Below are 21,266 nucleotides of genomic sequence, written 5' to 3'. Positions count from 1 at the left end.
CTTTACCTCACTTCAAACAAGTTCAACTCACTTAACTTTAGGTTCTTTCTGTTGGAAATGAAGAACTCCAGCAGCAAGAACAACAACGACAGTCCCAGGAAAAACTGGAAACGGTCTTCATAACTTTTGAAATCCTTACTGTCATAAGTCTTCTTTTGCATTTTATTGACCTGGTCCATCACGATACCCAAACCGCTGTTGGCATTGCTTGCCCGCACATATACCCCATTTCCAGCCTCCGAAATCTCTTTGCACATCTGTTCATTCAGCTTGCTCATTACCGTTTTACCCGCTTCGTCGGTATGGAACCCTACCGGTCTGCCATTTTTATAAATCGGCACCGGCCCGCCTTCCGGCGATCCCAGACCAACCACATGAATCGCTACATCTTTAGAACGCGCACTTTTAGCAGCTGCCACGGCATCATCTTCATGATTCTCGCCATCTGTCATTAAGATCATGGCCTTGCTTGTGCCGTTCACAAAATTAAAGGACTTCATCCCCATGTCAATTGCAGCACCTATTGCCGTTCCCTGGGTGGGTACAATATCTGTAGTAATGTTGTTCAAAAAAAGCTTGGCTGCAGAATGGTCAGTAGTAATGGGCAGCTGTACATAGGCCTCACCGGCAAAGATGATGATACCGATACGGTCGTTGTGCAGGTTGTCTATCAATTGTGAAATTGCCCGCTTGGCATTTTCAAGACGATTTGGCGCCAGATCAGCAGCCAGCATACTGTTGGAAACATCCAGCAATATCATCAGGTCAGAGCCGCTGCGCCTGGCCTCTTCAATTTTAGTCCCGATCTGCGGATTGGCAATGCCCAGTACCAGCGAGGCATAGGCCAGTAAAAAGAATACAAACTTTAAAACGGGACGGCTGAAAGATACCTCCGGCATCATTTTTTTTACGGTATGCTGGTCACCCAGACTGGCCAGCGCCTTCTTTTTCCAGCGGCGTACCCCCCAGAAAAGCAATACCAGCAAAGGAATAACCGCCAGTGCCCATAAAAATTCTATATGTTCAAAACGTAACATCGGTTTAAGTTAAGGCCCCTTTAAAAACTGTATTTCTCAATAAAAACTCTATCAGCAGCAGTAAGGCCGCAATAAGTGCAAAAGGCAGAAAACGTTCTGTCTTTTTATGGTACTGCGTAACCGCAATTTTCGCCCTTTCCAGCTTGTCAATCTGCTGGTAAATCTGCTTCAGCTTCTCATTATTGGTAGCACGAAAGTATTTACCACCTGTTACTGCAGCAATCTTGGAAAGTACCCCTTCGTCAATAGTTACCGGCACCTGCTGGTACTGCACGCCAAAAGGTGTTTTTACCGGATATGGCGCATAGCCTTTTGTACCTACGCCAATGGTATACACCCTTACCTTCATCTGTTTGGCAATCTCAGCTGCTGTTAATGGAGGGATAGAACCCGTAGTATTCGAACCGTCGGTAAGCAGGATCACTACCTTGCTTTTTGCATCACTCTCCTTAAGCCGGTTAACCGCTGTGGCCAGGCCCATTCCTATTGCCGTTCCGTCTTCCACCATTCCATTGCTGATATCGCCAAACAAATTGATCAGCACATCGTGGTCGATGGTAAGCGGACATTGCGTAAAACTCTCGCCGCTAAAAATAACAAGGCCTATCCTATCTTCGGGTCGGTTTTTGATGAAATCTATGGCAATATTCTTTCCGGCTTCCAACCTGTTGGGCTTAAGATCTTCTGCAAGCATACTGCCCGAAATATCGGTGGCAATTACAATATCAATTCCTTCTGTAGTAGAATTTTGCCAGCTAAAGGCCGACTGCGGTCTGGCCAGTGCTACAATCAGCGCAATTAATGCCAGCAAACGCAACACCATACCATAATGTCTCAAAAGACCGTAATTGTTCTTTTTCGGGAGCGCAAAAGCTTTTACGGCCGACATGCTCAAAGTGCCCTGCAGCTTCCTGTTCCTCCAGATGTACCAGGCCAGCATCAACGGTACCAGCAACAGAAGCCAGAAAAAACCTTTATTGGCGAATTCAATCCCCTTAAACAGCCCCATTTGCTTTCTCCTCCTTTTTATCGTCAGTCAATGAAGCCAGTGCCTTTGTGTTCTTCACAAAATCCATGGCATTTTCCATGCTTTGTTCATTATCGGCGGGCAATGGATTTTCTTTTGCAAATTTCACCAGATCGGCCAGCAGCAGCATTTGCCGCAGCCTGTTCCTGTCCTGCTCTGCTATGGTTAAATGCCTCAGTCCTGAGAAAATCTCTTCAGAGGTTTGCTCCAATGCTTTAATGCCATAACGTTTTTCCAGGTAATCCCTTACAATATCGGTCAGCTCGCTATGATAGGCTTTAACCTGCCCCTGCTCCCAGAGTTTCTTGTTTTTTAGGGTATTGAGTTTATCCAGTACAAGGGTATCCAGCGGTAAAGCAGGTATGGGAGCTGCAAGCGGAGCCGGTCTGTTTTTACGTTTCCTGATGAAATAATACAGCAAACCGGCAATCAACAATATGCCCAATAAGGCACCAAGCACCCATTTCCAATTGTCCCTTAACCAATCCATAAAAGAATAAGAAATGGCAATCGGTTCTTTGATGTCGTAGATTGCTTTGGTGGTATCTACTTTTACTTCTTTTACTTCCAAAGGAAGGGCTTGCGTGCTCAGTTCGCCCGCGGCGCTGCGAAATACAAAAGCCGGCACCATGTGTAAACCCGGTTCAAAAGAAGTAATGGTGTATTGCCGCGTAATTGTTCTCAGTGCCGGATTGCTTTTATCTGTCAGCGTATCTGTCTTGTCCAGCGACACGATCTGTACTTTAGAAGAAATGGTATCGCTCAGTGCCGGGAAATCGACATGTGCCTTTTGCGGCAGCTGAACGCTTAGTTTCAGCCTGGTCTGATCACCCAGGGCAATCATCGTCTGGTCCAGTTTAGCCGTCACTTTAATGTCCTGCGCATTTCCCCTAAGGGTAAAACCTGCCAGAAGCAGTAACAAACAAATCCTAAAACTAAAATACTGCTTCATATCCTTACCTTCTCGCTTCTCTTTTCTTAAACAATGTCATCAGGGGCTTAATATAGGATTCATGGGTACCGATCTTTGTAAAGTCTACGCCCGACTTCCGGAATAGGTCTTCGAGCCGGCCATTCCTTTCCAGGGCAGCGGTTTTAAAAGCAAGACGTACTTTTTTATCGCCCGTGTTTATCCATTCAATCTGTCCTGTTTCCTCGTCCTTAACCGGGATCAGGCCCAGATCCGGAAATTCTTCCTCATGAATGTCGTATAACCTCAATGCCACCAGGTCGTGCTTCCGGTTCGCAATTTTAAGTTCATTCTCAAAGGGCCTGCTCATAAAATCAGAGATCAAAAAGGCTGTACATCTTTTTTTAATGGCACTGGTAAAATACCGCAGTCCCTCGGCCACATCAGTCCCTTTATTTTCAGGCTTAAAATCAATCAATTCCCTGATAATCATCAGGATATGGCTTCTGCCCTTTTTCGGTGGAATAAATTTCTCAACTTTATCGCTAAAGAACAAAACACCCACCTTATCGTTGTTCTGTATGGCCGAAAAGGAAAGTACAGCACACAATTCAGTAGCCAGTTCCTGTTTCAGCTGAACCTGGGTGCCAAAGTTTTTTGAGCCGCTAACATCAACCAGCAGCATCACGGTCATTTCCCGTTCCTCATCAAAAACCTTTACATAGGGGTGGTTAAAACGTGCAGTTACGTTCCAGTCTATGGTACGGATCTCATCGCCCACCTGGTATTCCCTAACCTCACTAAAAGCCATACCCCGCCCTTTAAAAGCCGATTGGTATTCCCCTGAAAAGATCTGGTTGCTTAATCCCCGGGTTTTGATCTCTATTTTTCTTACTTTCTTTAAAAGATCTTTGGTATCCATAATTAAGGAACTTCTACTGCATTCAGAATCCCGGTAATGATGGTTTCCGTATTGATGTCTTCAGCCTCAGCTTCATAGGTCAGGCCGATACGGTGCCTAAGCACATCATGGCATACTGCCCGCACATCCTCAGGAATCACGTAACCTCTTCTTTTGATAAACGCATAAGCTTTGGAAGCCAGTGCAAGGTTAATGCTTGCCCTTGGCGAAGCACCAAAGCTGATCAGGTTTTTATAGTCGGCCAGTTTATACTGGTCAGGGAAGCGTGTGGCAAAGACGATATCGATGATATATTGTTCAATCTTTTCGTCCATATACACCTCTTTCACGATCTTTCTGGCTTTTAAAATATCATCCGGATGAAGAATTGCATTCGGCTTAGGCATCCCTTGCGGTGCAATATTTGCCCTCATGATCCTTTTTTCATCTTCCCTGCTCGGATAGCCGATCACAACCTTAAGCATAAAGCGGTCTACCTGTGCCTCTGGAAGCGGATAGGTCCCTTCCTGTTCAATCGGGTTCTGGGTAGCCAGCACCAGGAAAGGCTTAGGCAATTCAAAGGTATTGTCGCCAATGGTCACCTGCCGCTCCTGCATGGCCTCTAATAAGGCACTCTGCACTTTTGCGGGGGCCCGGTTGATCTCATCAGCAAGAATAAAATTGGAAAACAGGGGACCTTTTCTGACGATAAACTCTTCCTTCTTCTGGTTGTAGATCATGGTGCCCAGCAAATCTGCCGGCAACAGGTCTGGTGTAAACTGGATCCTGCTGAAACCTGCATCTATAGATTTGGACAAAGTATTGATCGCAAGCGTCTTCGCTAGTCCGGGCACCCCTTCCAGCAGGATATGCCCATCGGCAAGCAAACCGATCATTAAACGTTCCACCATATACCGCTGCCCCACAATAACCTTATCCATTTCCATAAACAGGAGATCGATAAAGGCACTTTCCTTCTGTATCATTTCATTCAAAGCACGGATATCAGCTCCATACGATGAAGGTGTAGTCATATTAGTTACTTCTTCCATTTATACCCATTTTTTTATTCGCTGCGAAAATTAGACAAACCTTATTTTTTTCACAATACCTGCAGGGGGAATTAATGTTAAAATATGTTAAAATCAAAAATAACCGTTCTCCTCGGAGTCTGGAAACCTTTGTCCTGAAGAAGGACAAAATTTTCCTAGGTCTCCTCTGAGAAGGTAATTTTTCTGTAAGGCAGGGCGGGAAAGAAAAAGAGACAAACAAAAGCATAGCATCCAGGCACACACCCTGCCTTTCCGCTATGCTCTGTCAAAACTTTACTTTCTGCAACTTCACCTGACCTCCTTCCCAAAATGGTCGAAAAAATTACCTTCTCAGAGGAGACCTAGGAACATTGCGCAGCTGTGTTCCAGTCTTCGAAGAGAACGGTTATTTTTTAAACCATGATTTTACTTTCTTCGAATTCCTGTCCGCTACCAGGTACATACATGGTACAAGTACCAAAGTGAGGAAAGTAGCAAAACTTAACCCGAAGATGATGGTCCAGGACAATGGCCCCCAGAATGCTACGTTATCACCTCCAAAATAAATGTGTGGGTGCAATTCTGTAAACATGGTCACAAAATCTATGTTCAAACCTACAGCAAGCGGGATCAGGCCCAGCATGGTTGCGGTCGCAGTGAGCAATACTGGTGTCATCCTGGTACGTCCGGCCTCAATTACCGCTTCTTTTACTTCCATCCCCTGGCTCACCATCAGATCGGCAAACTCAACCAGCAGGATGCCATTTCTAACCACGATACCGGCAAGTGCTACAATTCCCAGTCCGGTCATGACTATAGAAAGTTCCATTCCAAAAATCGTAACCCCCAGCAGTACACCAATGATGCTAAATAGGATCTCGCTTAAGATCACTACAGGTTTACTGATCGAGTTGAACTGCAACACCAGGATAATGAGGATGATAAATAATGCACTCACCAAAGCAGTACCCAGAAACGCCGCGGTTTCCATCTGCTCTTCCTGCTCTCCTGCCATCTTGATCTCTACCCCATCCGGCGCTTTGAATTCGTTGATCTCTGACTGAATATTGGCTACCACTTCATTAGGGTTGTACTCAGACAATACATTGGATGACAATATGATGATCCTTTTCTGCTGTTTACGCTTGATACCACCGTAGGTATTTACGTAATTGATGTCGGCAAAAGCCGAGATTGGCACTTGCCTGATGATCCCGTTCATAGCCATATCCCGATAGGTGATCTTCATATTCCTTAATGCCTCCAGGTTATTGCGCTGGGCCTCCATTGCACGCACATTAATCTCGTAGTCTTCATTCTCGTCCCTGTATTTAGAGACCTCTTTACCAAAAAGTGCAGTCCGGAGTGCCAGACCAATCTGACCCGTTGAAACACCTTCACGGTTTGCACGCTCCCTGTCGACGTCAAAAATTATTTCCGGTTTATTGTTCTGAAAATCAGACTTAAGCTCTTCAACTCCTGCAATCTGCTTGTTGTCTAAGAATTTCTTTAACCGCGTTGAAGTGATGGCTATGGAATCCAGGTTGTCACCTGTAATCTCAATACTGATCGGCTTTGCTGTTGGTGGTCCTCCCTGCTCCTGAGCCACACTGATTTCAGCCCCCGGGATGCCCTTCACTGCCTCTCTAACTTTGTCCAAGTAGGCAGCAGTACTTCCCCCCTTACGCTTACCGAAGGGAACGAAAGCGACAGTGACCTTACCTTTATTGCTGTATTCTCCCTGATCTTCACCCTGCGGATCTGTTACACCTACAGTTACATTGGAAATGATGGAAGACACATCAGGGTTGTTACGACCGACTACTTTAGTCACTTTCTCTTCCACCTTTTCAATTACTTTACTGGTATAGGCCTGATCGGTACCCACCGGCAGCTCCACATAAACATAAACAAAGTTCGGATCGGCGGTCGGAAAAAACACCACCCTTGGCGGCACAACTCCTACAAGGAAAAGAGTAAAGAAAAACAAAGCTACTGTACTCCATATCATGGTTCGCGGACGTTTAAGCGCCCAGATAATGAGGCTGTGGTAACCGTTGATCACCTTTGGCCAGGTGACAGTCTGGAATTTTTTGATCAGCCTCGACAGAAAGAAATGGTTCAAAAGATACAGCAATGCCATCAATACGACAAAGTTACCCATGCCAAAATTGATAAGATAGGCCAGCAGCGCAACGATAGCAAACACCAGCATAGTACGTTTAACCGCTTTGTTAAAAGTCGGACGCTGATCTTCATGGTCATCATGGGGTTTCATAAAATCAACTGCAAAAACAGGATTGATAATATAAGCCACAATTAAAGACGCAGTCAAGGTCACAATAAGCGTCACTGGTAAAAAGTACATGAACTCCCCAATAATTCCCGGCCAGAAAAGCAAGGGAAAGAAAGGAGCCAGTGTGGTCAGTGTACCCGAAAGTACCGGCAAAAACACCTCTCCGGTAGCCGTTTTAGCTGCCTGAACAATGGGTACTTTCCCGTTGTCAAAAATACGATGGGTGTTTTCAACCACCACAATCGCATCATCCACAACTATCCCCAACCCAAGCAGGAAGGAGAACAATACCATCATATTCATGGTAAAGTTAAAGTCGAACATGCCACCCAGTACCGGCATAGACAGAAAAGCAATGAACATCGACAAGGGAACCGAAAGCGCAACAAAAAGGGCGTTGGTTACCCCCATAAAGAACATCAGGATCAGCGTAACCAGGATAAAACCAATAACAATGGTATTGATCAGATCATGCAGGGTAATCCGGGTCTGATCACTCTGGTCGCCGGTAATGGTGATATCCAGCTTCTGTGGGATCACCTTTCCTTTCATCTCCTTCAGCATAGCATTGATCTTATCAGAAGCTTCGATCAGGTTTTCGCCGCTGCGTTTCCTTACATTCAGTGTGATTACATTTTTGCCATATAAACGGGCATAACTGTTTTGCTCCTTAAATGAATCTTTCACTTCAGCTATATCTTTTAAATAAACAGAGCCTCCCGAAGGGGTTTTGATCACCATGCTGCCAATCTCTTCAGCATTTTTGAATTCCTTTTTAACATTCAGGGTCCTGAGCATGCCGTCCATTTTCACAGAACCACCCGATATGGTTAAATTCTCATACTTAACCGCATTCTCTATATCCGTAAAAGATATCTGGGCAGCGTCCATCTTCTGCAAATCTACATTGATCTGTATCTCTGGCTCCAGTGCCCCTACAATATCTACCCCTGCAATTTCCTTCAATCCCTCTACCCGATCTTCTATATCATCGGCATATTCTTTCAGCTTTTTCAGGTCATAATCTCCCGAAATGTTAATATACATAATGGGCAGATCTGAAAGGTTGATGTCCATAATTACCGGATCATCAGGAAGATCCGATGGCAGATCGGGTTTCGCTTTATCTACCGCGTCTTTTATCCGTTGCTTGGCATCCTTAATGTCGACCCCGGTATTGAACTCAGCAGTAATAAAAGAGAAATCCTGAAAGGAGCTGGAAGTTACCTTTTTCAGGCCCAGGGTCCCCCTGATTTCCTTTTCGAGTTGCTTGGTCACCAGGTTTTCCATATTGGAGGGTGAAGTACCCGGATAAATAGTCTGCACAAAGATCTTTGGAATGATTACTTCCGGAAAGTTCTCTTTGGGCAGGCTTTGGTAGGAAAAGTATCCTGCTATAACCAGCAAACAGGTGAACACATAAATTGCTGTTCTGTTATCAATCGCCCAACTGGAGGGCTTAAACTCTTTATTTATATCCTTCATTTTTTGATGAATAAAGCTGTCTATAATTTTACACTATCACCATCGTTCAGCTCCTGAAAACCTGTGGTTATCACCTTGTCTCCAGCCTTCAACCCTGATAATATCTCGGCTTTGCCATCCGAAACCTTACCGGTTTTGATGTCTACCTTTTTAGCTTTCCCATTTACCGCAGTAAATACATACTCACTCGTTTCAGACTTTTGTATGGCATTGATGGGAACAACCAGGGCCTGATCATTTTTATAGTCTACGATCTTCAGGATGGCCACCATGTTTGGACGGTATCTTTTATTGGAAGGCAGTTTCACTTCCACGTTAAAGCCCCTGGAAACCGGATCTATAACTTTTGCAGCAAAAGAAATATGTGCCTGCAGGTTGTCCGGAACATCAGGCAGCGAAACCTGAACCTCATCACCCTGGTTTACCTTTCCGCCGTAATTCTCAGAAACCAGGGCCTTCACTTTAAGCCTGCTGGCATTTACAACCCGGATGCCCGTAGGACTTCCCGGCGCTACCGACTGTCCGAGTTTAAGTTCCATGGCATCCACAGTTCCCGAAACAGGGCTTTTGATTTTATTCATTGCCGCCTGCGATTTTAACCCTGCCAACTGTCTTTCCAGCCCCTCTTTCTGGCTTTTAGCCGTCAGGTACTGTACTTCGGTCCCGATTTTCTGGTCCCACAGGTTTTTCTGGCGGTTAAATACGGTTGTTGCCAGATCGAGCTGGGTCTGCATCTGTGCCACCCCCTGCTTAAGCACCTTATCGTCAAGCTGGGCCAGTACCTGCCCCTTGCTCACCTGCTGACCAACTTTTACGTAGATCTGAGTTACCGTTCCCGGTGATTCCGGCATGATCTCCACATTGTCCTCTGCATCTACCTTTCCCTGCACTTCTACATAGCTTCTGAAATGGATCTCCGTAAGTTCGGTTGCTGTTACGTCTTTAACGTCAGCTACCGCTTTATTCTGACCAAGTTCGGCTTCAAGTTTTTCTATTTTGCCATTTAATTCTGTACGCTGCTTTTTCAGCTGTTCCAGCTCCGTTTTTTTATCCTTTGGCTTTTCCGATGAGCAGGAAGCCAGTACAAGGGCGAGTGCAAGGGTATATATTGATGTCTTCATTTTATGGTTATTTTTTGAGGTTAATAATTGATTCTTCCTGCTGCTTTATCCAGGTCTACCTTAGTGATCAGCAGATCATACAAAGCTTTAATGTAATTGTTCTGCGCTTCTTTTAATGAGGTCTCTGCAGTGGTGACCTCCAAACTTGAGCCTACACCCTGCTCATATTTGATCCGGGTAACCCTTAGTATCTCTTTGGCCAGGGCCAGGTTCCGCTCCTGGTTCTCTACAGATCGCTTGCTGTTCAGGTAAAGTTTTTGATTAGCAGAAACTTCCTGCGCTATGCCATTCTTCAAATTCAGCATGTCGTTTTCTGTCTTTTTAATGGTCAGTTTCGCATTCCGCATCTGATAAATGCGTTGCCCGCCATTAATCAGGTTCCAGGAAAGCGTAAAGCCAATAACAGAGGTTGGAAAGCGGTTGTCAAAGTGTTTGGAAAATTCGTCCGACTGAAAATTCTTTGATGCACTGGCGAAACCTCTCAGGCTAGGCAGGAAAGTACTTTTCTGCCTTTTGAAATCCAGTTCGTTCAACTTCTGCTGTGTTTCCAGCAAAGCATATTCAACCCTTCCTTTGTAAGCCGTTGTATCTGCTACGCCCAGGGATACCTGTTCTGCCCTGATGTCTTTGATCTGATCCGTAAGGGCAAGTTCTGCCTGTATGGGCATGCCCATCTGGAACTTCAGCATGTTGATGTTCAGTTCCAGCAGCCTTGTCACATTCTCCCTTTCTGTTTCCAGGTTGTTCTTCAAAACCTGCAGCCTGTCTACATCAATTTTTTCCGCAAATCCATTTTTGAACAAGGCTTCCGTATCATTTAAAGATTTGGAAAGCTGTACAAGATTGGCATCAATCAGGCCAAGTTGCTCAGTGCTCACCAAAGCCGAATAATAGGCTTTGGTTACTGCTGTTGCTGTTTCAATCCGGGTACGCCTGCTATTCCTTACCGATAATTCTTTATAGGTTTTCGAAGCCTGCAAACCCACAATATAACTGCCATCAAAAATGAGCTGGCTCAGCTCTATTCCGGCTGTAGAGTTAAATTTAGTACCAAATTTAACTGGAATTGGCGTGTCTGAGGGTGGATTTGAAAATTCTCCGGGCAATAAGGTGGTAGGCAGCTTTAAGAAATCCTGGAAGTTATAACTTGCAGATACCTGCGGCAAACCAATGCCTACAGTTTCTTTAACTTTATTCCTGGCCATTTCTTCATCCACCACCGCGTTTAAAACAGCTGTCTGGTGTGTCAGGGCATAATCAATTGCGGCTTTCAGGCTCAGTTTATAGTTTAAGGGCTCTGTTTCCTGCCCCTTCACCACAACATGAACCGATGCAAGCAGCACCATTATGAGATAGATTTTAGGTTTCATATATGTATTCATTGCTTTTTTTTAAATATTGTCCGGTTAAGGAACCCGGTTCATTTAGAAGATCCGCCGGTGTACCTGTAAATACGATTTCTCCTCCCTTCTTTCCACCCTCCGGGCCCAGGTCAATTACCCAGTCTGCATTTTTGATCACATCCAGGTTATGTTCAATTACGATAACGGAATTACCGTTATCCACCAGGCTGTCCATAATTTCCAGCAGATGCCCTACATCCGACATGTGCAACCCAGTTGTCGGCTCATCCAATACATAGATGCTGCCTTTTTTGTGGAGATTACCGGCGAGTTTAATGCGCTGACATTCACCACCCGAAAGGGTACTTAAAGGCTGTCCGAGTGTAAGGTAGTCCAGCCCCACGTCATGTATGGCCTGCAGGCGCTTTTTCAGGTCTTTTTTATCAAAAAACTCCACCGCCTCCTGTACAGTCATTTCCAGAACATCGCTAATAGATTTTCCCTTTAGTTTATATTCCAGGACCTCTTCTTTAAACCTTTTACCTCCGCATATCTCACATGGGGCCTTAACAGGTTCCAGAAAGGCCAGATCGGTATAGATAAAACCTAATCCCTGGCAGTTTGAGCAGGCACCTTTTGAATTGAAGCTGAACAGCGAAGCGCTCACGCCATTCTCCTGGGCAAACAGCCTGCGGATATCGTCCAAAATACCCGTATAAGTAGCCGGATTGGAGCGTATGGAAGTGCTTACGGCCGACTGATCGATAAGCACGGCTTCCGGATGTTGTTTTGCAAAAACATCATTGATCAGCGTGCTTTTTCCTGAGCCGGCCACTCCCGTTACCACCGTAAGCACTCCTACAGGAATAGCAACCGTAATATTTTTAAGGTTATGGAGACTGGCATTCTCTATCGTAAGGGATCCTTTTGGTGTTCTGAATTGCGATTTCAGGGATGATTTCCTGCTCAGGTACCTGCCTGTCAGTGTATCTGCTTTTATTAACCCCTCTGCTGTACCTTCATAAACAATATTACCACCCAGTACCCCGGCATACGGACCAATATCTACCACATGGTCTGCAATCATGATTACTTCAGGGTCGTGCTCTACCACCAGGATGGTATTTCCCTTGTCCCGCAATTGCTGCAGCAGTTCGTTCAACCGGTGCACATCGCGCGGATGTAAACCAATGCTCGGTTCATCAAAAATATAAATCACATCGGTAAGGCTGCTGCCCAGGTGCCGCACCATCTTTATGCGCTGTGATTCTCCCCCTGAAAGCGTGTCTGTTCCCCGGTCCAGGCTCAGGTATTCCAGACCCATATCCATCAGGTGCTGCAAACGCATCATCAATCCTGAGATCATGGGCTCGGCAACCGGGTCATTTATTTCAGCAATAATGCCGATAAGTTCGTCAATCTGCATGCTGGTCAGCTCCGCAATGTTGTAACCATTGATCCTGCTGTTCAATGCAGCCTGGTTTAAGCGGGCTCCTTTACATAAAGGACAGGCAGAAAACGACATGAAACGTTCGAGTGTTCCACGGGTCGATTCGGAAAGGATACTGGTATCCCTTTTAATGTACATCCGGTTAAACTTGTCGACCAAACCTTCAAAATTCACATTCAACGGAACATTGTCCTTTCTGGCCATAAACTTTTTAGGCTTACCATACAGCAGGGTATGCCATTCCTGTTCTGAGTAATCGCCCAGTTTTTTATCGTTATCGAACAAACCAGAATAGGCATAAGAGTTAAAATACCAGCTGCCAACGGCAAACACCGGGAACAAAATAGCCCCCTCGTTTAAGGATTTGGAGCGGTCCAGAAATTTATCCAGGTTCAGTTTTACCGTTTCACCAAGCCCATTACACTCAGGACACATCCCCGAAGGGTCATTAAAAGAAAAAGCGTTGGAGTATCCGGCAAAAGGTTTGCCCAGTCGCGAAAACAACAACCGCAGGATCGCATAAATATCGGTTATCGTGCCCACTGTTGAGCGCGAGTTACCCCCCAGGCGTTTCTGATCGATCACAATAGCGGTAGAAAGATTTTCTATCGCATCTGCATCGGGCTGATTAAACCTGGGCAACCGGTTCCGCACAAAAGTTGAAAAAGTTTCATTCAGCTGTCGCTGCGCCTCCGCCCCAATGGTTTCAAATACTATAGACGACTTACCAGAACCCGAAACACCCGTAAAAACAGTAATCCTGCGCTTTGGTATACACAGGGAAATGTTTTTCAGGTTATTTTCACGGGCACCCCTTATTTCTATGTATTCCTGTTTCATCTTCGTCAGATTACATGATTCAAAATAGCCATTTTCAGCACTATCAAAGTTGAATAAAAATCAATTTTGTGTACCCCTTCAATAAGGAGTAATAACCTTGTTAAAAGGATTTATTTCCTGACCCTTTCGTTTAAATTTAAATTTTTCATTAGATTCGTTAATTCAAAGCTATCAATATCATTACAACATAACCCTATGATCGACAATGAATTGAATTTGATTTTATGTACCGAAATGTCGGAAGTTGACCGAACAGAATGTGCTGACTATTTGGGTAATACCGGTTACATAAACTTCAGCGAAGTCAAAATTAATGGTGCAGACATCTTCTCTGGCAGCAGCAAACTGGAGCAGGAATTAACTGTTCGCGAGCAAAATGAAACGCCCACCCTGAACATGTATTTTTCTATACACGGCATCAGTTCTGCCTGGGAAGCAAACAGCAAAGAAAAGTACGTACTTAAAGACAACCAGCATGCCACTACTTTTGTACCTGCCTTTGATGGCTACTATGCTTTAAGCAGTCCGGAAGTACGTAATTTCGGCATCTCCCTTTACGAATCCTTTTTCAGCCGCTTATATTCCACCGACCTGGAATGCCTGAAACGTTTCTGGGACAAAGTGGATGCGGGACAAATGGCCGACATTTCTGAGCATGCGCTCCCCATCACACCTAAACAGCAATCCATCATTAATGACATGCACCATTGTGTATATACCGGTAACATGAAGCAGCTGTTTTTTGAATCGAAGATCACTGAACTTTTTTTACTTCAGGCCGAACAGGCAGACGCTTTAAACGGTGCAAAACCAGTGAAAATAGAACGCCATAATGTCGATAAACTCCATGCGGCACGTCAGTACATCCAGCAGCGGATGTTCGATCCTTTGACCCTGAATGGCATTGCCCGCGAAGCGGGGTTAAACGAATTCATGCTTAAAAAGGGCTTTAAAGAACTGTTTGGGCTGACCGTTTTTGGTTACCTGAATGAGCTAAAGATGAATTATGCCAGGCAGATGCTGCTCGAAACGCATTGCACGGTATATGAGGCTGCCTATACCATGGGCTATAACGAACCTTATAACTTTTCTAAAGCATTCAAAAAACATTTCGGTTACCTTCCGGGAGAACTGAGAAAATAAGCTTACCTGATTTCTACCGGAATCATGCTGCTGTTCCTGGCCCCTGAAAAAGGATCTGTCCGTACGGAAAACAGCAACTTGTATTTGCCCGGAACCAAAGGCGCCGTTAATCTGGCTTTAACCAGCACAGACTGGCCTGCCCCAATTGTAATAGGCTCCAGGTCTGTACCAACAGCTTTAAACTCGCCCAGATCAGGACCAAGCTTAAATCCATATTCCAGGTAGCATTTCCATTTTGCGCCGGCATTGCCCATAGTTATGCTTTCCCGGTATGGATTGCTGATCTTCAGCTGCAATTCCTTTACCGATCCTTTTTCCCAGCTGTCAGGTACCGCTTCCAGGCTTATGTTCAGTTTCTGGTACATGCGTACCTTATCGATCCAGGCGCCATAGAAAAGCCCTTTATCGGTCTGAATGGTATCTATTCTACCCAGCCCCTCCAAAGGATACTGCAGTACAAAATAGGCCCGCTTATTTCTGATGCTGTCTTCCAGCGGCCAAATGTCGTACTGGTTTTTCCGGTAATGCCTGGAATCATAGGAAAATCCTTTTGTACTGTGCATATAATAATTATATCTGGAAGGTACCTGGAAAGAATCCATAAAGATCACCGGTGCATCACCGGCCTTCTTTTGTATTTCCTGGGCCCAGGCCTTGTTTCCAAAATAATAGGAAACCACCTTAATCCTCATCAGGGCGTCGACAGGAAAGATCAGCACCAGCCGGACCAGGATAACCAGAAAAATATTCACCATGGCGAGCTTTTCGAACCATTTAGGCAGATTAAACCGCAGCATAGCAATATAGGAAAGCATAAACAGGCCAATCATTGCTGGTAAAGTCCAATGTGCTTCAACTCTTCCTTTCAATGTGCTGATCAGAAAAAAAATGAATATCCCAAAACAGTTAAACTTAAGGGCCCTGATAAAAGCATCATCTGCCTTTAAACGGAAAGACTGCCTGTACATATACCAGCCTACAAGAGGTCCGGCCAGCGCCAGCTGGGCCAGCAAATACTCTGTGGTAAAACTAAACTTATAATATGCAGACGAGCGGTCTATCACATGGTAATAGAAAGAAGGATAATTATTTTGTATCTGCCACCAGATGTGCGGAACAAAAGCCGCTGCTGCAATGAGCACAATAAACCAGAAACTGGGCCTTTTTAAAAGCTTAAAATTGGAAAGTATGGTAAAGAACACTACCAGGATACCGTGATATTTACTGTAAAGCATGCCTGCAATAACCAGAGCCAGCAGAAATGCCCATTTGAATTTATCTTCTTCTGCATAACGCTGGTACAGGTACAGAAAAAGCACAGTAAAGAAAAACAATGGCGCGTCCGGTGTGGTGATAAAACCATAAACATGGAACAAAACAACCGACCCGAACAGCAATATAAACAGTTTTATGTGCTTCCCGTACCTGCTCAACATTTTCCATAAAAGGTACACAGAAGCAGTACTGCTCAGTACCGTAAGCAGCCTTAAACCTAAAGTAGAAGGTATCAGTGCATCCCCGATTTTTATGAACAAGGCAACCATCGGCGGATGATCAAAATAGCCCCAGTCTAAAAACCTGGAATACACCCAGTAATAGGCTTCATCTGCATGAACCTCTACAAATGCTGCCTGGATGATATTGATCAACGTCCATACACCTAAAAAAACAAGCAGGATCTGCTGTGGGGTTCTTTTTGTTTCCAGCATCAATAAAGGAATTTAGTTAGCAAAAGTATACAGATAATTGGCAAAAAAATTCCATAACGACACGATTACAATGGCACAGCCTTTGGCAACATAGAAATTCCATTTCAGCTTATCGTTCAACAGATAGATAAGAATATTGCTTAAGGCCAGTCCTACCAGGCAGATCATGAAATATTTACCGAACTGCATCATGGTTGCCGCATCGTGCCGCCCGAAAGTCCACAGCCTGTTCAGCTGATAATTGGTTGCAGTAGCAATGCTGAAGCCTAGTGAACTGGAAACATATTTATGGATCTTTAATTTTTCCTTGCAGATATAGGTAATGCTGAAATCGACGATGAGCCCTACAAATCCTACCAGGCCAAATTTTAAAAGCTTTAAAAAAAACGCATAGTTAAACTCGATGGCTGCTATCGTGATCATAGTTATTACTTTCAGCAAAAGTAATATAAAATCGTACAAATCATTTCCTTTCGTTATTTTTACTAGCAAATTCACCACTTGCTTAGTTTTTATACATACCAAACGCCCAACCAATATGCCCAGGCCTTTAAGGAGGCCTACAGCATCATTAACGTTAAACAGGTAAGGGTTTTGAGCAGTATTTACTTCTTTGTTTCGGTTACGGTAAGGATGCTTTCATTATTCAGCTACGAAGGCTTATCATCAATGACCAACTACTCGGAATACAGCTCTAACAACTGGCTAACCATAACAGGTTCATTAGGCTTTCTATTGTTGAGTAACCATGCGTTAAAAAGTGACCGCTGGACCACAACAAGCAGAAATATATTGATTGTTACCTGCTGCTGTTTTATCCTGACCACCACATTTGCTGTCAGTTATATTTTTTCCCTCCATAACCCAAAAAATACCCTGGCCGTGTTCCTTATAGGAATTATGATGGTTTCTTTATTTTTTGCGCTTGAAGTAAAGCAGATCGTCATCCTTTCATTATATGTGTTCCTTTTATTTGGCCTTACCCTTACGCTGCCTGGATTAAACCTTACCGATAAGGTATTCAATTTCATGGCTGCATTTATCCTGGTTGTGGCGCTTTACACGTTTTCGAGATACAGCTATTATTTTAAATCCAAACACTTTACTCAATTAAAACAGCTGGAAGAAAGGAACCTGGAAGTGCAACTGCTCAATCATCAGAAAAGCGAGATCCTTGGTTTTGTGGCACACGACCTCAGAAACCCACTCAATAATATAGAGGCACTCACCAGAATTGTGCTCGAAGAAAGCCAGCAGCAGGACAACACGGAAATGCAGCTTATTCTGAGTTCAACCCGCCAGGCTAAAAATATTATTGACGACCTGCTCGAAATTGCCCAGAACAACAAAGCCCCTTTCCAGCTGCAGACCACCGACATCATTACTTTTATGAACAACATCTGCAGCAACTGGCAAAAGAACCTGAACAACGAACGTAAGATTGTTTTTAGCGCCAAGGAACAGGAGCTGACTTCCGCAATAGATCTTTCCAAGCTGACCAGAGTTATCGATAACCTGATCGGGAATGGTTTGAAATTCTCAAAAGCAGACGCGCCCATCAATATCGCCGTTTCCAGAATTAACGAGCAGTGCCACATTAGTATTGAGGATTTTGGGATAGGTATCCCCGATCACTTACAGACCATGCTGTTCGACCAGTTTTCCAGAGCCGGAAGACCGGGGCTTAAAGGCGAAAGATCAATAGGCCTGGGCCTGCACATTTCCAGGCAGATCATTGAGCAGCATAAAGGCACATTAACCGTTCAAAGCAGAGAAAATGAGGGCTCTACATTTACAATAGCACTGCCAATAAATAAAGAAGCCTGCTGATTTAACATCAGCAGGCAAGAGGAAATTTAGTGAAAGTTCTTAAAGCCTAATACTCCATTTTTATGGTAATGTCCCATATACCTTCTTTATAAATGGCAAAATTGAACCAGTAATTAAAATAGGCTCCGTTAATGCTCCCATTGTTATACTGATCTATAGTAATCCTTTTACCTGCAATATAAGGTAAAGGAAAATTCACATCCAGTTCAAGCCGGTCGCTCAGGCTATTGTACTTGGTTGGGTTTCCGGGCCCCAGGTTATGCCAATCCTTAATATCCGGAGAGGTGCCTGTCTGGTCATAATCATAACCCAGCAATGCCGCAGGATTAACAGGCGTCCCATCTGGCTTAAGAATATGAACAATCAGTTTGTTACCAGTTTCAGCAATGCGTTTAAACTCCACCTTGATGTTGTCAACTTTACCATCAACACCAGAAAACTGGTAAAAGTAATCGCCGGTACCGGCAAACTTGACTGTAAGTGTAAGCGCCTTGGGAAAGACCCTTTCGCCTGAACTGTTCTTCACTTTTATATCCACCGTATATACACCCGAAGGAAATTTGGTTGCATCTATCAGCTCCGGATATACAAACAGTTCACCATTTAACGGATTAATATCAAGGATCGGTCTTTTAACGCTAGTTCTTTTATCATCTACTTCTTTGGTTGTTACTTCTTTTCCGGTATACGCCCCTTTCCAGAAATAGGTATCAATCGTGGTATTCAATAAAAAATCGGCTGAAGAGCCGTCAGCTTTATTTATTGCCGCTATTGAAAATTCAAGTGGTTTGGTCGATTCATCCGGTAACATCGGGCCAGATCTGTATAACAAGCCGCCAAGATTGGCCGTCTGTACAGCAGTACTATATTTGATATTACTGCTGATAAATCCATTTCTATTGTCTTTTTTACACGAAACCATCAAGAGTATCGCGATAGCAAAATTTAATGCAAATATTTTTCTCATGACACTTATTTTTTAATGATTAAACCTGTGTGAAAACTAGATCCGCCCTGCAAAACGTGTATCATTCCGTTTGCTGTAATCAGATCGTGGGTTTTCATTTGCAGAATTGAATTCTCTTTATCTTTCAGCGTCCTTCGGTGTTCATAAACGATTTTTATCCGACCTTGCCCAATAGCTGTTACACCGCCATTATTGTAATCATCTCTTACCCCTTTTATCAACAAACTATCGCCATTGCTGTCCTTATAGTATTTTACCCCATCGATATACGCCTGGTCAATTGTTATTCTGGAATTGGGTACAATTAGCCTGTTCAACAGCATTTTTAGTGTATCTACATTCATCTTATTTAAAGGACGTCGAAGCTGCTTTGCATCATCAGGATTTGCCCGGTATTGATTCTGAAGGCCCATAACACTCTCATTGCAGGGCGCAAAAAAAGTAATGTTATTTTGGTTGACAACAGACTTCGTTCCCGTCAAGTCGATGATCTTTAACAAGGAATCAAAATTCCCTTGTTTCTTACTCGTCAGAAAGTCGTACATGGTCATAGACTTCTCGAGTTCGCTTTGCCTAGCCAGGCCGCCATCATTATAGTAATCATGCTTTTTACAAGCTACAAACGCAGCTATACAAATGCAGATGTAAAATGCGGGTTTTATAATATTTATCTTCTTCATTTGAAAATCTTTTAGTTAAACTGATCTCTTTTTTACCAGAACCTATTTCCAGAACTCATTCTGAGTAATTACAAAATTACTGGCCGCAATATTTGAAGGACTTATTGGCAACAGCCATGCACCTTTTTCGTACCAGTCTGCCTGTTTAATCTTAGAATGATATTTTGCCATTAGCCTGGTCCGCACCAGGTCGAAAAAGTAATGTCCTTCTCCCAGCAGTTCTTTTCTGCGCTCTAATAAAATCGTATCTGCTAAAATCCCATCGCCTTTGTAGGTTGTCCTTTTCGCTCGGTTACGAATTTTATTGAGCTCAACAGCAGATTCAGATGTACGGCCTAAAGCGTTCAAAGCTTCTGCTCTTAACAAAATAATATCGGCCAAACGGGTAATGATCATGTTAGATTCATTGATGTTCTGCGAGGTCGTATCCCCCTGTGCTTTTAATGTCCGGTATTTCCCAAAATAAAGAATGTCCTTGGTCCAGGTATCTTTAACAAACCAAACATCCCTTCTGATATCCCTGTTTGCATCGGGAAACAAAACTTTTCTAACCGTTTGCGTAAAGCCAAGAACATAGTCGTCTGTACCACCCCCTCCGTCACTCTGATCTTTATAATAAGGTCTTCCAAGCGTCCTGTTATACATTTTATTCTTTTGGAGTTCATTATTTTTAGAATCAAAATCCAGTTCAAAAATACCTTCCTGCGACTTACCGATAAATATATTGATCAAAGCTGCTGAGTCAGTAATTAAGCTATAGTTGCCCATAGTCATTACAGTGTTGCAGAGTTTTTCGCATTCGTCGTATTTTTGCTGCCAGGCCTTGGCATGCGCCTTAATTGCAATTGCAGCACCTTTAGTTGCACGAATGTTTTTATCTCCGTCGGGACTTGCCACCCTTAATTTTAAAATTGCGTCATCCAGATCAGCGTTGATTAATTCAAATACCTTATCCTGCGGTGAACGGGCAACATTGGAAATATCTACTGAATTCAAAATGAGCGGAACATCTCCGTAGAACCGTGCCAGGTAAAAATAACAAAGTGCCCGCAAAAACTTAGCTTCCCCTGTATAACGTTCCTTTTGATCCAACGTATACCCCTGCACCCCAGGTATGCGTTCCAATATCAGATTGCATTGGGCAATGGTTTTATAAAAGCCATTCCAATCACCTGCTCCGGCCTGAATGAGATCACCTATACCACTTCTCCTTTGAAGGTCTGTTTCTGTCCTTGAACTTTTGTTTTTTGGATTATTAAAATTATCCGCCTGTACATCGCCAAATAGAAAAAGCTTGTCAGGCAAAATATCCCGCAGCAAAACATAGGCTCCGGCCAAAGCATGGTTCACATCCTCCGGCGATTCGAAGGCATTTGCATCCGTTGGACTCAAAATAATATCTCGTTCAAGTATTTTTTTACAAGACATTAGTGTAAAAAACAGTACGATCAAAACGATTGCTGCTTTTTGGGTTTTATATTTTAACATGATCTTGA

Annotated in this window: 16 protein-coding genes; 2 read left to right on the top strand and 14 right to left on the bottom strand. The window is 43.8% G+C overall.

Features of this window, described 5'->3' with window-relative positions; all coding sequences use genetic code 11:
• Positions 1–2: 2 nt before the first annotated feature.
• From ABIE26_RS02480 to ABIE26_RS02440, 9 genes are all read right to left on the bottom strand, one after another.
• Positions 3–1,037 carry a vWA domain-containing protein gene (locus ABIE26_RS02480; protein WP_310140415.1) on the bottom strand — a complete coding sequence of 345 codons (1,035 nt, stop codon included), beginning with the start codon at positions 1,035–1,037 and terminating at the stop codon, positions 3–5.
• 4 nt (positions 1,038–1,041) lie between these two features.
• On the bottom strand, positions 1,042–2,046 hold the full coding sequence (locus ABIE26_RS02475; RefSeq protein ID WP_310140417.1) for a vWA domain-containing protein: 1,005 nt from the start codon (positions 2,044–2,046) through the stop codon (positions 1,042–1,044).
• Complete coding sequence (locus ABIE26_RS02470) at positions 2,033–3,016, bottom strand: hypothetical protein (RefSeq protein WP_310140419.1); 984 nt, start codon at positions 3,014–3,016, stop codon at positions 2,033–2,035. Before ABIE26_RS02470 ends, ABIE26_RS02475 begins: the two co-directional genes overlap by 14 nt.
• 4 nt (positions 3,017–3,020) lie before the next feature.
• Positions 3,021–3,896, bottom strand: a complete 876-nt coding sequence (locus ABIE26_RS02465; RefSeq protein ID WP_310140421.1) for a DUF58 domain-containing protein — start codon at positions 3,894–3,896, stop codon at positions 3,021–3,023.
• 2 nt (positions 3,897–3,898) lie between these two features.
• Entirely contained in the window at positions 3,899–4,927 is a 1,029-nt protein-coding gene (locus ABIE26_RS02460; RefSeq protein WP_310140423.1) for a MoxR family ATPase, read from the bottom strand.
• Positions 4,928–5,312: 385 nt separating this feature from the next.
• Positions 5,313–8,687, bottom strand: coding sequence for an efflux RND transporter permease subunit (locus ABIE26_RS02455; RefSeq protein WP_310140426.1), 3,375 nt, complete (start codon positions 8,685–8,687; stop codon positions 5,313–5,315).
• A 20-nt stretch (positions 8,688–8,707) separates the two neighbouring features.
• Positions 8,708–9,808 (bottom strand): efflux RND transporter periplasmic adaptor subunit, encoded by a 1,101-nt coding sequence (locus ABIE26_RS02450; protein ID WP_310140428.1) that lies wholly within the window; start codon positions 9,806–9,808, stop codon positions 8,708–8,710.
• Positions 9,809–9,828: 20 nt separating this feature from the next.
• Positions 9,829–11,190 (bottom strand): TolC family protein, encoded by a 1,362-nt coding sequence (locus ABIE26_RS02445; RefSeq protein ID WP_354374956.1) that lies wholly within the window; start codon positions 11,188–11,190, stop codon positions 9,829–9,831.
• Positions 11,168–13,441 (bottom strand): excinuclease ABC subunit UvrA, encoded by a 2,274-nt coding sequence (locus ABIE26_RS02440; protein ID WP_310140434.1) that lies wholly within the window; start codon positions 13,439–13,441, stop codon positions 11,168–11,170. Before ABIE26_RS02440 ends, ABIE26_RS02445 begins: the two co-directional genes overlap by 23 nt.
• Before the next feature lie 195 nt (positions 13,442–13,636).
• Here ABIE26_RS02440 and ABIE26_RS02435 point away from each other — a divergent pair, with 195 nt between their 5' ends.
• Positions 13,637–14,584: a helix-turn-helix transcriptional regulator gene (locus ABIE26_RS02435; RefSeq protein ID WP_310140436.1), complete on the top strand. Its 948-nt coding sequence runs from the start codon at positions 13,637–13,639 to the stop codon at positions 14,582–14,584.
• A gap of 2 nt (positions 14,585–14,586) precedes the next feature.
• Here the strand turns inward: ABIE26_RS02435 and ABIE26_RS02430 are convergent, their stop codons facing one another.
• On the bottom strand, positions 14,587–16,293 hold the full coding sequence (locus tag ABIE26_RS02430) for an ArnT family glycosyltransferase (protein WP_310140438.1): 1,707 nt from the start codon (positions 16,291–16,293) through the stop codon (positions 14,587–14,589).
• A gap of 12 nt (positions 16,294–16,305) precedes the next feature.
• The gene (locus tag ABIE26_RS02425) at positions 16,306–16,716 is read right to left on the bottom strand and encodes a GtrA family protein (protein WP_310140439.1); all 411 of its coding nucleotides are present in this window, start codon (positions 16,714–16,716) and stop codon (positions 16,306–16,308) included.
• Positions 16,717–16,794: 78 nt separating this feature from the next.
• On the opposite strand from ABIE26_RS02425, the gene ABIE26_RS02420 reads away from it, so the two are divergent.
• On the top strand, positions 16,795–18,123 hold the full coding sequence (locus ABIE26_RS02420) for a sensor histidine kinase (protein ID WP_310140441.1): 1,329 nt from the start codon (positions 16,795–16,797) through the stop codon (positions 18,121–18,123).
• A 46-nt stretch (positions 18,124–18,169) separates the two neighbouring features.
• Here ABIE26_RS02420 and ABIE26_RS02415 read toward each other — a convergent pair whose 3' ends face one another.
• From ABIE26_RS02415 to ABIE26_RS02405, 3 genes are read right to left on the bottom strand one after another with little or no spacing between them, the layout of a single operon-like run.
• Complete coding sequence (locus tag ABIE26_RS02415) at positions 18,170–19,090, bottom strand: DUF5007 domain-containing protein (protein ID WP_310140442.1); 921 nt, start codon at positions 19,088–19,090, stop codon at positions 18,170–18,172.
• A gap of 5 nt (positions 19,091–19,095) precedes the next feature.
• On the bottom strand, positions 19,096–19,770 hold the full coding sequence (locus tag ABIE26_RS02410; protein ID WP_310140443.1) for a fasciclin domain-containing protein: 675 nt from the start codon (positions 19,768–19,770) through the stop codon (positions 19,096–19,098).
• Between the two features lie 42 nt (positions 19,771–19,812).
• Positions 19,813–21,258 (bottom strand): RagB/SusD family nutrient uptake outer membrane protein, encoded by a 1,446-nt coding sequence (locus tag ABIE26_RS02405; RefSeq protein ID WP_310140445.1) that lies wholly within the window; start codon positions 21,256–21,258, stop codon positions 19,813–19,815.
• Between the last annotated feature and the right edge of the window lie 8 nt (positions 21,259–21,266).

The sequence above is a fragment of the Pedobacter africanus genome, from assembly GCF_040548825.1.
GTDB lineage: Bacteria > Bacteroidota > Bacteroidia > Sphingobacteriales > Sphingobacteriaceae > Pedobacter > Pedobacter africanus_A.
The sequence above is the reverse complement of the archived record's forward strand: the minus strand, read 5'-3'. Positions and strand labels throughout refer to the sequence as shown.

What these genes read in the sequence shown, in the direction of transcription:
- ABIE26_RS02465 (WP_310140421.1), bottom strand. Translation starts at nt 3,896, where the DNA reads ATGGATACCAAAGATCTTTTAAAGAAAGTAAGAAAAATAGAGATCAAA.
- ABIE26_RS02435 (WP_310140436.1), top strand. Translation starts at nt 13,637, where the DNA reads ATGATCGACAATGAATTGAATTTGATTTTATGTACCGAAATGTCGGAA.
- ABIE26_RS02430 (WP_310140438.1), bottom strand. Translation starts at nt 16,293, where the DNA reads ATGCTGGAAACAAAAAGAACCCCACAGCAGATCCTGCTTGTTTTTTTA.
- ABIE26_RS02415 (WP_310140442.1), bottom strand. Translation starts at nt 19,090, where the DNA reads ATGAGAAAAATATTTGCATTAAATTTTGCTATCGCGATACTCTTGATG.
- ABIE26_RS02440 (WP_310140434.1), bottom strand. Translation starts at nt 13,441, where the DNA reads ATGAAACAGGAATACATAGAAATAAGGGGTGCCCGTGAAAATAACCTG.
- ABIE26_RS02410 (WP_310140443.1), bottom strand. Translation starts at nt 19,770, where the DNA reads ATGAAGAAGATAAATATTATAAAACCCGCATTTTACATCTGCATTTGT.
- ABIE26_RS02470 (WP_310140419.1), bottom strand. Translation starts at nt 3,016, where the DNA reads ATGAAGCAGTATTTTAGTTTTAGGATTTGTTTGTTACTGCTTCTGGCA.
- ABIE26_RS02475 (WP_310140417.1), bottom strand. Translation starts at nt 2,046, where the DNA reads ATGGGGCTGTTTAAGGGGATTGAATTCGCCAATAAAGGTTTTTTCTGG.
- ABIE26_RS02445 (WP_354374956.1), bottom strand. Translation starts at nt 11,190, where the DNA reads ATGAATACATATATGAAACCTAAAATCTATCTCATAATGGTGCTGCTT.
- ABIE26_RS02405 (WP_310140445.1), bottom strand. Translation starts at nt 21,258, where the DNA reads ATGTTAAAATATAAAACCCAAAAAGCAGCAATCGTTTTGATCGTACTG.
- ABIE26_RS02460 (WP_310140423.1), bottom strand. Translation starts at nt 4,927, where the DNA reads ATGGAAGAAGTAACTAATATGACTACACCTTCATCGTATGGAGCTGAT.
- ABIE26_RS02450 (WP_310140428.1), bottom strand. Translation starts at nt 9,808, where the DNA reads ATGAAGACATCAATATATACCCTTGCACTCGCCCTTGTACTGGCTTCC.
- ABIE26_RS02480 (WP_310140415.1), bottom strand. Translation starts at nt 1,037, where the DNA reads ATGTTACGTTTTGAACATATAGAATTTTTATGGGCACTGGCGGTTATT.
- ABIE26_RS02425 (WP_310140439.1), bottom strand. Translation starts at nt 16,716, where the DNA reads ATGATCACGATAGCAGCCATCGAGTTTAACTATGCGTTTTTTTTAAAG.
- ABIE26_RS02455 (WP_310140426.1), bottom strand. Translation starts at nt 8,687, where the DNA reads ATGAAGGATATAAATAAAGAGTTTAAGCCCTCCAGTTGGGCGATTGAT.